Source organism: Pseudomonas sp. GW823-FHT02C02 (genome assembly GCF_058797635.1).
Map to the genome: position 1 here is coordinate 83,670 of NZ_JBXAJV010000025.1, position 15,774 is coordinate 99,443.

The following is a 15,774-nucleotide window of genomic DNA, read 5'->3' on the forward strand; positions in this document are numbered from 1 at the left end:
GGCGTAAACGCGAACATTATTGGCTGACTTGCTGAAGCAGGCCAAGGCTCATCGCTCTATCGTCGACCGCTCTCAACCAACGGACGACGCGCAATGTTTTATCTCCTGCTGGCCTTTTTCGGGTGCATGACTGGCGTCACTGCAGTGTTGTTTGGTTTCGGCGGCGGCTTCGTTGTGGTGCCATTGCTTTATCGCATGCTCATGGCTAGCCATGGTGCCGATGACCCCGTCAGCCAATCGGCAATGCACATTGCCGTGGCGACTTCGACCTGCGTGATGATCGTCAACGCACTGATCGCCACCGGCAAACACCGTCGCGCCGGTAATCTCATTCGTCATTATCTGTGGCCGCTGGGCGGGTTCATCGGCCTGGGCGCAGTCCTCGGAGCGCTCGCCGCGATGTGGGTGAGTGGTGAGGTGATTCGTTATGCCTTCATCGCGTACCTGGGCGTGACCATTGTGGATTGCCTGTTCCGACGTGGTTTTCTGACAGCGTCCGACACCACAATCCCACGACGATTGGGGAGGGCGGAAGTGTCTGGCGGTGGCGTAGGAATCGGCGCGATCGCGACGTTTCTCGGCGTAGGCGGCAGCGTCATGACCGTGCCGTTGTTGCGACGTTGTGGGCTGAGCATGAGTCAGGCGACGTCCATGGCTAATCCGTTAAGCCTGCCGGTGGCGTTGGCCGGGACGCTGACTTACATGGCGATGGCGGGGTTCACCGAGTTTGATCTGGGGCCGTGGTTTATCGGCTATGTGGATCTGCTGGCGTTTGGAGTGTTGACGATGGGATCGTTGGTCGGGATTCGGTTGGCCACGCCTTGGATCGGGCGGATTCCGGATCGGGTGCATGCGCGGGTCTATGTGGGGTTGCTGGTGTTGGTGATGGTCAGTATGTGCCTGAGTTGAGCGCTATTACTTCGCTTCCAGCCCCGGCGCTTCACGAACAATGAAGTGATCCAGGTTCTCGATATTCGCACTGAACACCCCGAACGTCTGCTCGGGGTTTTTCTTGCTCGGCACCTGCTTCAACTCCGGCGTCACGCCATAAAAGAAGCAATACAACTCCGCTTCACTGTCGATGGCATGCTTGATCTCTTCGAGAAACGCTTTGCGCTTGCGGTAGTTCTCGATCAACTTCTTGCTCAGGTAAACGTTGACTGAATACGGCTTCTTCTTCGCCTCGTCCGCCTGCTTGAACCAGACCTTCTGCTCGAAATCGATGCGAAAGCTCTGCGTGTAATCCTTGATCTCCTTGATCTTGCCCCAGTAAATCAGCCCCTTGTTATCCGTCAGGTATTCGATCTTCTTGAAGAACGACCCATAAGGCGCAGTGTGCTCGCCAATCTTCAGCGGCATGCGCTTGAGCAGGTCCTTGTCCTCGAAGTTCGACACAAAACACTCCACCGGATGGGCGAAGACACTGGTCTTGTCCGGTGCCGATTCACGGCTTGGGTGTTCTGTGTTGCTAGCCTCAGTGGTTGGCGTCGGATCGTCCCGCACCACATCCGCCGCCACCGCCGGGTTCGATGGCTTACGCACATACTCACGCCGAGTCAGCAACAACTCCGACGGGAAATGCTCCTCGCGACTGTCATCCGTTTCCGCGCCGTCCGCGTCCACACCTGACGCCGACGCCTTGAGACTGACATAAGGACAATCCGCCACATGCCGGGTGCTGGGCGTGTTCTTGAAGTGCGGGGTGCGAACGTAATTCACGTTTTTGGCGTTGAACGTCGTCAGTACATTCACCGCATCGAAGGCCAAACGACAGGCGTCATTGGGGCATTGGAAGTGTTCTTTGGCGGAATCGAAATCCATGGTTTCGTCGAAATTCAAATCGCGCACGTCATAGATCGACAACTTGTCGTCGAGGCTGAGGCAGTAGGCGAGGTCGAATTTCATGGCGGGCTCGGGTCCTTGAGTGGGGAAGGGTATTAATAGCGGGAGGCGGGGCGGGTTGCACTGACTGTTTTCAACACAGCGCAAAATTTGCGGCTACACACCAAATCTTGTAGGAGTGAGCCTGCTCGCGATTCTCAACATCACTACAGCAACCAAGCCAGGCACCAATTTGTGGTGGGGGGATTTATCCCCGTTGGGTCGCGGAGCGGCCCCAAAAAATTGAACATGAGACATCAACCGCATCCGCTGCCCAAAACTCAAGCAGCGGATATTCACTTCACTGCGATAGGCGATCAGAACCCGCGCAAAACGCGTGACACCTTCCGCCACCAGGACCCGCGATGATTGAACGGATCATCTGCCAACACACAAGGCATGTCCCGCAACCGAATCCACGGTTCATCCTGCCAGTGCAGCATGCAGAGCGACATCTTCGGCCAGTCCAGCACGCTCAACGTTGGCCGTTCAACTGCTCGTGATGGACGAGCATCACGTAGCGCCGGAATCACCTGATGCGTCAGCCATTCCCTCAACAGCCGATACTCCGGGCAATAGTGATAAACCAGCAGTGCGTAGACGCCTGACTCGCTGATCATCAGCCGCTCTTCAGCAGTGCCGTGAGCATTCACGAGCATCATCTGTCGCTGGTCTGCATCAAGCTTGCGAGACATGCGTTCATCAAGGTACTTGCCCATCAATCGTCCGAGGTCATGAGCGCAGAACCATGCCTGGTTTTCCACGAGAAGGGCGTGAAGGTGGATGTTATGACGGGTGAAAAGGGTTGAAACGAGCGGTTCAGACATGGCGAACCTCCTGAAGCGGAAGCACGCGATTGGACGTATGGGTACGGCGATTTACCTTCATCATGAAGGTCAGGCTGTCAGGCATTTCCTTTACCTCTGGCTGCTTTCTTAGGGCATTCGTTATGGGTGTCGGGAGCTAAGAAACCCACCAGAGACGGGCCGGACATATTCCCCTTTCGGGTCTTGTATTCGCCCACTCCCGACATAACGGGGATTTTCTCGCAGGCGTAGCAAAACCGCAGGCGAAAAAAAGCCGCTGACTCTCGGGTGCGGATGACCGCTCTGGTTGAGGCGTTTCTTAGGCGCCGAATTGAGAGCCTAGGGGGTCAATGCCGGGCGGTCAACCCTCGTGACGTTTATGCCTAAGAGCTTGCAGCGAGGGCCTCGTTGATTTTCTGGCGCAATAATTCGATTTTTTTTGTTTCACACTCCCAGATGATCACCACGTTCCATCCGAGTTCATGGAGGGCATTCTGAGCTGCCAGATCTCTTTCAACGGTTTTAGCGAATTTTGGCAACCAAAAATCGAGCCTGCTTTTCGGTGCATAAGCGTATCTGCAGTCTGGATGACGGTGCCAAAAGCATCCATGGACAAATATACAGGTACGAAGCTTCGGCATTACAATGTCCGGTTTTCCAGGTAGGTCTTTTCGATGTATACGAAATCGATAGCCGAGGGCATGCAGGTATCTCCGGACCACAATTTCGGGGCCAGTGTTTTTTCCACGAATGGCAGCCATCATCCTCGATCTGGTTGCGCTATCTACGATATCCACTCAGTTTACCTTTGGCAGAATTAGCATATGAATTTTGATCAACCTTTACAGGTCGTTGATCTCTTCGCTGGGCCAGGAGGGCTTGGTGAAGGTTTTTCCTCCCTGAATGAGGGGAAAAGCTTTGAAGTATTGGTCTCCGCAGAAATGGATCCGTTCGCTCGATCCACTTTACGACTTCGAGCTTTCTATCGCGCTCTGAAAAAAAACAATCGTGCTGCGTTGGACGACTATTACCATTTTTGCGAAACCGCCGGAGTCAAGCACCCGTGGACGTCACGCAGTTTGAAAGAGTGGGAAATTGCTGACAAAGAGGCGAGGCAGATCAAGTTAGGGAGCCCCGAGGGGAATGCTGAACTAGATCGTATACTTGAAGAAAGACTGGATACAACTAAGCCGTGGGTTCTAATAGGCGGACCTCCTTGCCAAGCTTATTCAATTGTCGGAAGAGCGAGAAACAAAGGGAATCTGGAATACAAAGCCGAAGATGATCACCGACACTTTCTATATAGAGAGTACTTAAGGATAATTCAAAGTAAAAAACCAGCCGTTTTTGTAATGGAAAATGTTAAGGGGATTTTGTCGTCAAAAGTTGGAGGAGAACAAATTTTCCCGCAGATTCTAAAAGACCTCGCTGATCCCGACCTTGCCTTGGGAGGATTAGCCGAATCTGAAAACAAATATAGAATATGCTCGTTGGTGACAGATGATGTATATGAGAGTGGTGATGACCCACTTAAGTTAGATCTCAACAATTTTGTAATTCGTGCTGAAAATTACGGTGTGCCACAAAGTAGGCATCGAGTGATATTAGTTGGAGTATCTGAGCGTTATATTAAAGGTCTGCATGAACACAAGCTGAAGCCGTCCAAGGGCCCTACTGTGGAGCAGATGATCGGTACGCTACCGCCACTTCGGAGCACGTTGTCAAGAGGGCAGGACAGTCCTGATGCGTGGTGCAGCCAAGTTATCGGACACCTTGATGAGCTTCGATCTGATTTGGTCTCTTCAGGAAAGAAGGATCCTAAACTAGAAATGAAATTAAAGATTTTTCGAGATTCATTTTCCGGTGGCAGACTAAACAATGGCGGACTTCGAATAAGAAAAAGCAATAGCTGCTCAGGCAGGGTCGACATACCGGATCTTGATAGTTGGTTATCAGATGAGCGACTCGGTGTATGGCTTAATCACGAGGCGCGCGGCCATATGACTTCCGACCTTCGGCGATATGTATACGCGGCTGTATTCGGTGATGCGCATTTAACTTCCCCGAAGGGGCATCAAGAGTTTGCTTTAGCGGGCTTGGCCCCAGATCATAAGAACTGGGAAACGGGAAAATTTAGCGATAGATTTAGGGTTCAATTAAAGGGCCAAGTTGCTTCAACCATAACTAGTCATATATCCAAGGATGGTCATTATTTTATTCATTATGATCCAAATCAGTGCAGAAGTTTAACTGTGCGTGAAGCTGCACGTATCCAAACATTTCCAGATAATTATTTTTTTCTAGGTAACCGTACGCAACAATATCATCAAGTCGGTAATGCTGTACCACCATTACTTGCGGGAAAAATTGCAAAGATCGTTGAGTCGATCATAAGGAGTGCATAGAACGACCGCAGCTAGTCGTCCCGGTTGGCCTCGCGTTATTCTCAAAACGCGAGGCCTTTTTTTGTTTGATTTCATGAGAATTCCATGTGGTCGGTTGTCTTTACTTGCGTTGGAAACATTTTTGTGAAAAGAATGATGGCGAAGGCATGGCATTGAAGGGCGTCTATCTGCTCCTGAAGATCCGGGTATAGGGCTTTTTAGAAGAGTTTTTTGGACTAAATTTATCTTAAGTCTTTGATCTTAAAGAGCTGGGAGACAAGGAATGTTGGAAGGCGTAGTAGCATTGTCCAAGTCGAAGGCAGCGGTAACAGTGTCATGAGAGAGATTCAGCATCCCCCGCATGCCGCTTCGCTGATGGAGTCGATGCGTTCAATCGGATACACGCTAGAATCTGCTCTAGCAGATTTGATTGATAACAGCATTTCGGCTTCAGCTAAAAAAATTAGAATCGAGTTTAGACCGTACGATGACCCGTACGTCGCAATAATAGATGATGGTTTCGGAATGTCTCCAGATATTCTGATAAATGCTATGCGGCACGGCAGTACAAACCCGCTTATTGAGCGTGCGGTTGATGATATGGGACGTTATGGACTTGGGCTGAAAACCTCATCGCTCTCACAATGTCGACGTATGACTGTCCTATCAAAAAAAGATAACCATGTTAGTGCCTATTGTTGGGATTTGGATATAGTTGTAGAGCGTGGAGCTTGGGTGATGCTCGAGTTAAACACCTGCGACTATGAGCAGGTACCTCACTTTCGGGATTTAGAAGCACAGACCTCTGGTACGATAGTACTGTGGCAGAAACTCGATAAACTAGTTGCCGGAGAGGGCACAGCAGAAGCGGCAATTGGTCGTCAAATGTCGTATGCTCGTGAACATTTAGCTTTAGTGTTTCACAGGTTTTTAGCCAAGGAGGGTAATAAGCCAAAAATTGGTATTTATATAAATGGAGCTTCTCTCCCCATTTCTGACCCTTTTTTAAGTGATCATAAGTCTACGCAACCTTTAGATGAAGAAAGCTTCACTGTGGAAGGGCGAAAAGTCAAAGTAAAGCCTTTTATATTACCGCACTTTAGTAAGCTGTCTAATGCGGAGTTGCAGCAAGCCGGTGGCGGTGAGGGTTTCAGAAACTCTCAAGGTTTTTATATTTATAGGAATCGAAGGTTAATAATTTGGGGGACGTGGTTTAGATTGGCTCGTAAAGATGAGCTGAGCAAGTTGGCTAGGGTTAGGGTAGATATACCTAATTCATTAGATCACCTCTGGACTCTAGATATAAAGAAATCAGCGGCCCATCCTCCTGAAGCTGTAAGATTAAACTTAAAACGCACCATTGAGCGTATTCGTTCCGTCAGTGGGCGGACTATTACATTTCGTGGAAAAAAGGTTGATAACTCTGATTTGTCACTAGGATGGAACGAGATAATCGATCGAGGTGGAGTTAGATTTGAAATAAATCGTGAACACTCCTTAATTAAAGAATATATGAGTAATCTCCCTTCAAGTATGTTGTCGGAATTTAATCTTATTTTGAGCGTTGTTGAAAGCTCATTTCCGGCTGAAGCGCTGTACTCAAGAATGGCATCCGATGTGAAACCTGATTTTAATAGTGAGGCCGTGGCTGAGAAGCTGAGATCATTGGCGAGTTCATTGTTTACGAATATGCCCCAAGAATCGGTCGCACGAAGAAGCCTTCTAAACACACTTCATCTTCTCGAGCCATTTAACCTTCATCCCATTATTACAAAAAAGATAGTTGAGGAGTTTTCCATTTGAATGCTCATTCGAAAAACACTATATCGAACAATGCAAGGCGTCTCGAACTGGGCGTTATTACTACTTTAACTGTTGATGGTATTCCTACCGAGTCGGAAATACTAGATTTGGCAGGGATGTTGCGGAAAATACCTAATTACTCGGTAACCGATGAGGAATTTCAAGAAGTTATAAAGCGTCTCCATTTATCTTTAACTTTAGATATGGGGGTGGGTAATTGTGTATATGATGAACACAATCCTTGGTTGAGAGCGCGAAAAGCGGAAATCGAACCTTTTTATTGGAGCAGGTATCAAACCGACCTTTTGAAACAAGGCTGGGGTCCTAAGGTTGTGAATTCGCTAGACAAAGTGACAGACGAAATATTAGACCTGATGGGAGATCCGCTTGGTCGATCAGGTTGGCCGAGGCGAGGCTTGGTCATGGGAGATGTTCAGTCAGGGAAGACGTCAAATTATACTGGACTCATCTGCAAGGCAGCAGACTCAGGATATAAGTTAGTAATCTTACTTACTGGAACACTAGAAAGTCTGCGTCGACAAACTCAGGAGCGTCTTGATGCAGGATTTGTAGGATTGGATAGCTCAGGAGTTGTCAATAATCGTAAACGACATCGAAAAGAAATCGGTGTCGGCTTGATCGACGCTACCAGGTCTGCTGGAGTTTTCACCTCAACCGTGGGTGATTTTAAAGCTGACACAGTAAATCAGTTAGGGTTCAAACTAAAAGACTATAAAGAGCCAGTTCTACTAGTAGTTAAGAAAAATAAACGAATACTTGAGAATCTCGCTACATGGCTAATAAACTTTAACGCGGGTTCTGCTGATAGTATAGATATACCGCTTCTACTGATAGATGACGAGGCAGACAATGCCTCGATTAATACAAACCCCAAAAAAGCTACTGCGATCAACGCGGGGATTAGGGGGCTTCTTAAAGTTTTTCCTCGATCAAGTTATGTTGGATTCACCGCTACCCCCTTTGCAAACGTGTTCATAAATCCTGACACTACCAGTGACATGGAAGGTGATGATCTGTTTCCACGGGACTTTATCTATGCTCTTGATGCTCCTACAAACTATGTGGGGGCGCGAAGGATTTTCGGTGAAGGTGCATCTTTAAATTGTCTTGAAGAGATAAATGATGCTGAAGAGTTTTTTCCAAAAGGACAGAAGTCCGATAGTTTTATATCGGGATTGCCTAGTTCTATGCTTGATGCTCTTCGATGTTTTATAATTGTCAATGCTATAATGGATCTTCGATCTCGGATGCCGAAGCACCGATCCATGCTTGTCAATGTCAGTCATTTTACATTAATTCAAAATCAAATTAGAGATGCATTGGACCACGAACTGCGAGTGATCCAGGGAGATATTCAAAATTATGCTTCTCTTTCGATCGCGGATGCGATGCGGAATAACTCAATTCGCGAGTTATTTAATACCTTTGAAAAATTCTATTCGAACTTGGGCATTGAATGGTCGGAGTTGCAGTACGCGCTTGCGGCCGCTGCTCTTCCAATACAAATTTCTGCAGTAAACCAAAAAAGTGGACCTGCTGGCTTGGATTATGCGGCTTATAAGGAATACGGGCTTCGCGTCGTTGCTGTTGGGGGAAACAGCCTTGCCCGTGGGTTAACTTTAGAAGGTTTGTGTGTGAGTTACTTCTATCGCGGAACGCAAATGTATGATGCTTTGCTTCAAATGGGGCGTTGGTTTGGTTATCGCGTCGGATATGAAGATCTTTGTAAAATCTGGATGTCGAATGAAACCGCAGATTGGTATTCACATATTTCAGATGCTACTGACGAGCTCCGGGACGAAGTAAGGCGTATGCAAGTCTCTCGGCTTAAGCCAATAGACTTCGGTTTGCGTGTAAGATCGCATCCAGAATCGCTAATGATCACTGCTAGAAATAAAATGCGTGATTCTGATGAAATTGTCGAAACCATTTCGATAACGCAAGAAAGTCTTGAGTCAGCAAGATTGTTGAAAGACGCACATGTACTATTGGATAATTATAAATCATCGCAGGATCTGCTTCGTAACCTATTGGCTACTGATATACCACGCAATAACGCTTATGATTTCCCGGTTTGGAATAAAGTCCCTAAACACTTTATTGTCGGATTTCTCAGGCGATTTGTGAGTCACCCCTTAAGTATAAAACTACAAACCTCTAGTTTGGCAGACTTTATAGAACGCTCATCTGATTCGAAACTCGCCTATTGGGATGTTGGCGTCCCAGGAGGAAAAGGATCGTCTTTGATGATCGCGAGTGGGTTAGAGTTGAAACAACGTCAGCGCACGGTCTTGCTAGACGAAGATACTCGGTCACTATTAGTAAACGGTAGGAAAATGCGCGTTGGTTCGTCATCGGATGAGACGATTGGCTTAACAAAAAATGAAATAAAAAATGCTGAAAGTAAGTTTTGGGCAAATGCCGCAAATGAAAGTAAAAAAACTGTACCTGGCAAAGCATATACAGAAATACGACCGGCCCCCCTCCTTTTAATACACTTCATTGAACCATCGATTTCGGGAGGAAAATATATATTACCTCCGGAGTGTGAGGCATTGGTAGCAATAGGTTTAAGTTTTCCGGCTCTTAGTGGAGCTACGCACCGTATTTCTTATCGTATTAACTTGGTTGAGCTTAGGAACATATTGTCCGGACAGACATCAGGCTCCGACGAAACTGATGAGGACGATGAAGATGTCGATTAAGATTGATTCTCTGTGGGATTCTATAAAGTCAGATAAAACGGGTGTTGGGTTTAGGCGATTCGATACTACACATGTATTGGATTTTTATGTCGGCATTGATAGTGATGGGCGTAGAGCTCTCTTGTTGATTTGCCCGTCGGAGCCAGCAGTACAAAGTGATATGAGAGCTGTGTTAGTAAAGTCTTCTGAGCGGGAAGATGGCCGATGGTCATTATTTTTAGTTCTTGGCGACGTTAGGCTATTAGACATGTTTTCTCTGTTTTGTGAAGACCTCATAGAGTCTTCAAGGTCCAATTTAAATTTACTCGATTCATTTGTGTTTGTAATTAGCCGCTTGGCAAGCTGGAGACAGCTATTTGAGTTAGGGGATTTGGGACTGCTCTCGGAGAACCAAATTCGCGGGTTGTGTGGAGAGTTGTTATATTTACGAACATTGATTGAATCAATTGGGGAGTTAGCTGCGGTAAGCGCGTGGGTCGGACCGTGTCGAGCTGATCAGGACTTCCAGACCGAGAGTCATGCTTGGGAGATTAAGACCATAAGGCCGGGTTTTGACATTATAAAAATATCCTCAGAAACACAGCTGGATACTAAACTTCGTTCGGTCGACTTGGTTGTGATAGAACTTGGAAATTGCGCTGTTGATTCGCAAGGTGCCTTTACCTTGAATTCTATGGTTGGGGAAATTCAGAGTTTATTGAAAGCTAATTATGCAGCAAGATTGCTGTTTGATAATTTGCTTTTTAGGGCCGGTTATATTTTTAGGTCTGAATATGACGCGTTGAATTTGGTCGTTCGTAACGTAGCTGTTTTTGGTGTACGCGTAGGGTTTCCTTGTATTACTCCTCATTGTTTGCCGGTTGGGGTCAGCAGGGTCAAGTATGAACTGAACTTGGCAGAATGTGAGACTTTTAAAATTTCTTGATTACTGGTGAGGGGATATAATGGAACTGATCGATTATCACCGAGATTTGATTGAGACGGTTCGCGCGAGAGCTGAGTCTTCTAGGGACTTTGTCAGGGCCAGCTTTGTTGAAGAATGTGGGGAAATGCTGACAGGCGCGGAAGAATTACTCGGTTTTGAAGTATGTCGCTTTGAAGGCCTAGCTAAAAGAAGGAAGCTTCTTGTAGATGGATATTCCTTCGATGACGCGGATAACTCGCTATCTTTAATGGTTTGCGAGTTTTTCAATGAGGACGAGATCTCAACATTTAATACGTCAGATGTTCAGAAGACATTTGGTATGCTTCGAGCCTTTTTGGAAGAGTCCCTTGACGGCACGTTGACAGATGGTAGTGTGGATGAAAGCCAACCTGGTTATGGCCTTGCCAGCGACTTGATGGATTGGCATTCGAAAATATCTAAGTATCGATTTTATCTAATTAGTGATGGCTTGTTAAAAACCAGAACTAAAGATTGGTTAGAGCAAGATATCAATGGCACCGCCGTAGAGTTACACATCTGGGATGTGGGTCGTTTCCATTCCGCTTATGTCTCTGCGACCGGGCGTGATGAGTTAACTGTTGATTTTTCAGAAGTGGAGGGAAGGGGATTACCTTGCCTCGCAGCAGCGCATTCTGAGGGCGAATACAAAGCTTATCTTTGTATGATACCAGGCGATTCTTTAGCTGATATTTATGAAAAGTATGGTAGCAGGCTTTTAGAGGGCAACGTTCGGACGTTTCTCAGTGCTAAAGGTAAAGTTAACTCCGCCATTCAAAACACTATTCGCACTCAACCAGAAATGTTTTTCGCTTTTAATAATGGTATAGCTGCAACGGCCGAAAACATTGTTTTGTGTTCAGATAGTGGAAGCTTGCGTATACAGAGTGCTACGAATTTACAGATCGTAAACGGCGGTCAAACCACTGCATCTCTAGCACTTGCGAAGCGGGGTGGTAGCGGCAAAAAAGATGTGGCTGATCTATCGAAAGTAATGGTTCAGATGAAGTTGTCTGTTCTGCCGCCGGAAAGAGCGGGCACATTGACTCCCGAGATCGCTCGATTTGCCAACAGCCAAAATAAAGTTAGTGATGCAGACTTCTTTTCAAATCATCCTTTTCACGTTCGACTGGAAGATTTTTCACGTCGGTTATTCACATCCCCCGTCGGTGGTGCACAACACGGTACTCATTGGTTTTACGAGCGTGCTCGAGGACAGTATGTTAATGAGCAGGCTAAACTTTCATCTTCTCAGAAGACTCAGTTTCAATTGCAAAATCCGAGGAGTCAGTTATTTACCAAAACTGATGTCGCTAAATATGAAAATACATGGAAGGAGCAGCCCCACAAAGTGAGCATGGGTGCGCAGAAAAATTTCATGTTCTTTGCTGACGCTATTTCAAAATCTTGGGCCGCAGATGGAAGAAATTACACTGAGGACTATTTTCGTTCTCTTGTAGCTTTGGCTATCATTTTTCGTAGCACTGAGTCAATTGTAACTCAGCAAGAGTGGTATCAAGGGGGGTATCGTGCCAACATCGTAACTTACTCGATAGCGAAACTACACAATCTAATCGCCGAAGAGCAACTTGGTAAACAATTGAATTTGCGTAGCATTTGGGATCGGCAGTGTATTGATGAGCTGCTGTCGGACCAGATAGCGATCATTGCAAAGTATGTTTTCAAAGTGCTGACAGATCCTGATCGGCCTAAAGATAACGTCACTGAGTGGGCGAAAATGCAGGCTTGTTGGGAGCAGGTTCGGGATTGTACAGTAACGTTAAGTACTGGTTTTATCCAAACGTTACAAGATTTAAAAGGTGTTCATGAAGCATCCGAGAGTTCCAAGGTTACTCAGAAACTGGATGATGGTATAGAAATTCAGATGTTGGTAGTTGATGTGCCGGGCATTGAATGGAGTAGAATGCTTAACTGGGGTGTAAAAAAAGATAAGCTGAGCCCTAAGCAAATCAGCTTGTTGCGTGGCGCTACATTAATTCCTAAAAAATTACCTACCGAAAAGCAGTGTATCGAAATTTGGAAGGTTAGGAACAAGTTAATCGAGTTTGGATATTTAGCACTGTAACGCGCATATTTTGGTGCGATTATAGTTTCCTAAAACAAAGCTCTCCGGTTTTAAGTGTCGTAGAGTTGAAGTGAAAGGTATTTTTAAAAATAAAAAGCCCTGTATCCAGGGCTTTTTATTTCGACTCTGAATCAATCCCAGCTAAGCGCACCACCGGTTTGGTACTCAATAACCCGCGTCTCAAAGAAATTCTTCTCTTTCTTCAAGTCCATAATCTCGCTCATCCAAGGGAACGGGTTAGTCGTCCCTGGATACTCTTCTTTAAGACCGATCTGCGACAAACGACGGTTAGCGATGAACTTCAGGTAGTCCTCCATCATCGCCGCGTTCATGCCCAACACGCCGCGAGGCATGGTGTCGCGAGCGTATTCGATCTCCAGCTGAGTGCCCTGCAGAATCATCTGCGAAGCCTCTTCCTTCATCTCGGCATCCCACAAGTGCGGGTTTTCGATTTTGATCTGATTGATCACGTCGATGCCGAAGTTCAGGTGCATGGATTCGTCGCGCAGGATGTACTGGAACTGCTCGGCGACGCCGGTCATTTTGTTGCGGCGGCCCATGGAGAGGATCTGGGTGAAGCCGCAATAGAAGAAGATGCCTTCCAGAACGCAGTAGTAGGCGATCAGGTTGCGCAGCAGTTCTTTGTCGGTTTCGACGGTGCCGGTTTCGAACTTCGGATCGGAGATCGAACGGGTGTACTTGAGGCCCCAGGTGGCTTTTTTCGCGACCGATGGGATCTCGTGGTACATGTTGAAGATCTCGCCTTCATCCATGGCCAACGATTCGATGCAGTACTGGTAGGCGTGGGTGTGGATCGCCTCTTCGAAAGCCTGGCGCAGGATGTACTGGCGGCATTCCGGGTTGGTGATCAGGCGGTACACGGCCAGGACCAGGTTGTTGGCAACCAGGGAGTCGGCGGTGGAGAAGAAGCCGAGGTTGCGCATTACGATGCGGCGCTCGTCGTCGGTCAGGCCTTCCGGGTCTTTCCAGAGGGCGATGTCGGCGGTCATGTTGACTTCTTGCGGCATCCAGTGGTTTGCGCAGCCGTCCAGGTATTTCTGCCAGGCCCAGTCGTACTTGAACGGTACGAGTTGGTTGAGGTCGGCGCGGCAGTTGATCATGCGCTTTTCGTCGACAGCGACGCGGGCGGAGGCGCCTTCGAGTTCGGCGAGGCCTTCGGCGATGTCGAGGTTGTCCAGGGCTGCTTTGGCACGGGCGATGGCGGCAGAGTCGTTCGCGGTAACGGCGCGAGCTTCTTGAGCGGCGACACCACCAGCGGTGTCGAGTCGGTCCATGTTGGCTTCAGTCGCGTGGCCGGCGTTGGCGCCTTTTACCACGGTCTCGCCGCTGTCTTCTTTGTCGAATTCGTCCCAGCTCAGCATGACGTGTCGTCTCCTGCGTGAGGGCCAGATGCCCGTGTGAAAACTGATTGGTTATTTTTCACACGGCCGTACTGGCCGCGTTGGATAGCGTTTTTTGCAGCGGTACACGCAGGCAAATAAACATAAATTTTTACGGGGTTCCGAGAGCCTCTGAGGGGCGCAGAAATCGGTGAGGACGTCGGCGTGGGCTTCAGACTGGCTGTTATCCCTGTAAGGGAATATTGCAGGCCCGTTTAAGCCGGCATTATAGGGAAATTTTTGCGGCCGTGGTGGGGCGAATCCGCGCATGGAGCGGTCGAGAAGGCGGGTTTTTCGGTCGGAGCGAGGGTTTACAGGGCTTTGGCTGGAGATCGCGGGTTAAGATTTTTTTTCATAAATTTTGATGCGCTACTTTTTTGTTCAAAAAATAGGCAAAAAAACCGGTTTTTCACTACATGTTGTGTTTTGAATCGGTTTTCGGTGGTTCAAGACACAACTAAGCCCGACCGAAGCCGGGCTGTAAAGTCACGCTCGATGATCAGCTCAGGCGTGCCGCACCGACGTGATCGGCGCCATCGGCAGCGAGTTTGGCCGCACCGGTGTGATCGAAGCCGTCAGCAGCGACTTTGGCGGCGCCGGTGTGATCAAAGCCATCCGAAGCCAGTTTGGCTGCACCGACGTGATCAGCACCATCGGCGGCAAAGGAAGCCGTACCGGTACGGTCGTAGCCGTCAGAAGCGACAGTGCGGTCGAAACCGTCAGCAGCGAAGGTGTTGGCGGCCAGAACAGAAAGGGTCAGGGCGAGGATCAGTTTGGTTTTCATGGTAGTGCTCCAGGTTCGTTGGCGTTTTGTGCCTTGGGTATGGAGTGAATGCTACGCCAACTAATTAGATTAAAAAGCGCAAATAAACGCTTAAAATAATCGTATTGATCGATATATGCGGTTCGGCGCTGCATCAGCCTTGAAAGGGCGGGGCGGATGGGTCGAACCGTTAAGAGGCGGGCGGGTGATCAGCCGTTAGTGCAGCCGTTGCCCATGATGCTGTAGCGCAGGATGTGGCGTTGACCTTGGGAGTCGTCGTATTCCATTTTCACCGGAACAACTTCGCACACATTAGGAACTTCACTCATGGAGATAACTTTGGCGATGTCCAAGTGAGTCGAGTAAGTGTATTCCTCGATGGCGGGTTTCTGCTGTGCGACATCAGTCGGGACCTCGTCTGCCATGGCGGTTGCGCACAGGCTGCTGAGGGCCAGAACTAATAAAGCTTTCATTTCAGATTTACCTTTTAGAGGTCGAATGGGGTCACGCAACCTTTTTGGGGTTGCGTGTGGAGCTTGATTAAAGAGTCTTGGATTAACGGCCTTCGTGGGGGCTGCAACTTGGTTAATCACGTTGCCTTGTTGGCGGGCTGATTTTAGGCGTGGGGGGTGCATTCATATAGGTGGGGTTTTGATAAACACCTTTGACAGATTTCGTAACAATCACCGATTAAGGTGGTAGAAACCGAACAATTGGCGATCTCGGTGATGTGGTTTTCAGGTGGGCCGCGTTATCGTTCTTCGCGGGCAAGCCTCGCTCCCACAGGGGTTTGGTGTGCTTTTAGCGGCGCATTCCAGGCTTATCACGGTAATTTGTAGGGGCTTGTTACTACCATCGTCGAATGGTTCTATAGGCCCGGCCCGGCTACAACTGGGGCCATACAAAAACAACTATTCCACCGAGGTAAGAAAGATGAGTGCGGCTTCTCTGTATCCCGTTCGTCCCGAGGTTCTGGCCAATA

The 15,774-nt window shown here is 48.0% G+C and carries 12 protein-coding genes; 6 read left to right on the top strand and 6 right to left on the bottom strand.

Features of this window, described 5'->3' with window-relative positions:
* Positions 1 to 93 precede the first annotated feature (93 nt).
* Positions 94 to 909, top strand: a complete 816-nt coding sequence (locus AC1ROI_RS31415) for a sulfite exporter TauE/SafE family protein (RefSeq protein ID WP_102594202.1) — start codon at positions 94 to 96, stop codon at positions 907 to 909.
* Between the two features lie 6 nt (positions 910 to 915).
* Here the strand turns inward: AC1ROI_RS31415 and AC1ROI_RS31420 are convergent, their stop codons facing one another.
* From AC1ROI_RS31420 to AC1ROI_RS31430, 3 genes are all read right to left on the bottom strand, one after another.
* Positions 916 to 1,905, bottom strand: a complete 990-nt coding sequence (locus tag AC1ROI_RS31420; protein WP_102594201.1) for a hypothetical protein — start codon at positions 1,903 to 1,905, stop codon at positions 916 to 918.
* 293 nt (positions 1,906 to 2,198) lie between these two features.
* On the bottom strand, positions 2,199 to 2,708 hold the full coding sequence (locus tag AC1ROI_RS31425) for a BRO-N domain-containing protein (protein ID WP_102594200.1): 510 nt from the start codon (positions 2,706 to 2,708) through the stop codon (positions 2,199 to 2,201).
* Between the two features lie 362 nt (positions 2,709 to 3,070).
* Positions 3,071 to 3,484 (bottom strand): very short patch repair endonuclease, encoded by a 414-nt coding sequence (locus AC1ROI_RS31430; protein WP_102594199.1) that lies wholly within the window; start codon positions 3,482 to 3,484, stop codon positions 3,071 to 3,073.
* A 27-nt stretch (positions 3,485 to 3,511) separates the two neighbouring features.
* On the opposite strand from AC1ROI_RS31430, the gene AC1ROI_RS31435 reads away from it, so the two are divergent.
* The 5 genes from AC1ROI_RS31435 (at position 3,512) to AC1ROI_RS31455 (ending at position 12,629) form a co-directional block, all read left to right on the top strand.
* Positions 3,512 to 5,092 (top strand): DNA cytosine methyltransferase, encoded by a 1,581-nt coding sequence (locus AC1ROI_RS31435; protein ID WP_102594198.1) that lies wholly within the window; start codon positions 3,512 to 3,514, stop codon positions 5,090 to 5,092.
* A 315-nt stretch (positions 5,093 to 5,407) separates the two neighbouring features.
* A complete protein-coding gene (locus AC1ROI_RS31440) occupies positions 5,408 to 6,874 on the top strand; it encodes an ATP-binding protein (protein ID WP_102594197.1) in 1,467 nt (488 codons plus the stop codon).
* Complete coding sequence (locus AC1ROI_RS31445) at positions 6,871 to 9,600, top strand: Z1 domain-containing protein (protein ID WP_102594196.1); 2,730 nt, start codon at positions 6,871 to 6,873, stop codon at positions 9,598 to 9,600. Before AC1ROI_RS31440 ends, AC1ROI_RS31445 begins: the two co-directional genes overlap by 4 nt.
* Complete coding sequence (locus AC1ROI_RS31450) at positions 9,590 to 10,525, top strand: PD-(D/E)XK motif protein (RefSeq protein WP_158243826.1); 936 nt, start codon at positions 9,590 to 9,592, stop codon at positions 10,523 to 10,525. Before AC1ROI_RS31445 ends, AC1ROI_RS31450 begins: the two co-directional genes overlap by 11 nt.
* 19 nt (positions 10,526 to 10,544) lie before the next feature.
* Positions 10,545 to 12,629, top strand: a complete 2,085-nt coding sequence (locus AC1ROI_RS31455) for an AIPR family protein (RefSeq protein WP_102594194.1) — start codon at positions 10,545 to 10,547, stop codon at positions 12,627 to 12,629.
* Between the two features lie 131 nt (positions 12,630 to 12,760).
* Here the strand turns inward: AC1ROI_RS31455 and AC1ROI_RS31460 are convergent, their stop codons facing one another.
* The 3 genes from AC1ROI_RS31460 to AC1ROI_RS31470 form a co-directional block, all read right to left on the bottom strand.
* Entirely contained in the window at positions 12,761 to 14,011 is a 1,251-nt protein-coding gene (locus AC1ROI_RS31460; RefSeq protein ID WP_017340233.1) for a ribonucleotide-diphosphate reductase subunit beta, read from the bottom strand.
* Positions 14,012 to 14,528: 517 nt separating this feature from the next.
* Complete coding sequence (locus tag AC1ROI_RS31465; RefSeq protein WP_077748655.1) at positions 14,529 to 14,813, bottom strand: hypothetical protein; 285 nt, start codon at positions 14,811 to 14,813, stop codon at positions 14,529 to 14,531.
* 188 nt (positions 14,814 to 15,001) lie between these two features.
* Complete coding sequence (locus tag AC1ROI_RS31470; protein ID WP_010457261.1) at positions 15,002 to 15,265, bottom strand: DUF2790 domain-containing protein; 264 nt, start codon at positions 15,263 to 15,265, stop codon at positions 15,002 to 15,004.
* Between the last annotated feature and the right edge of the window lie 509 nt (positions 15,266 to 15,774).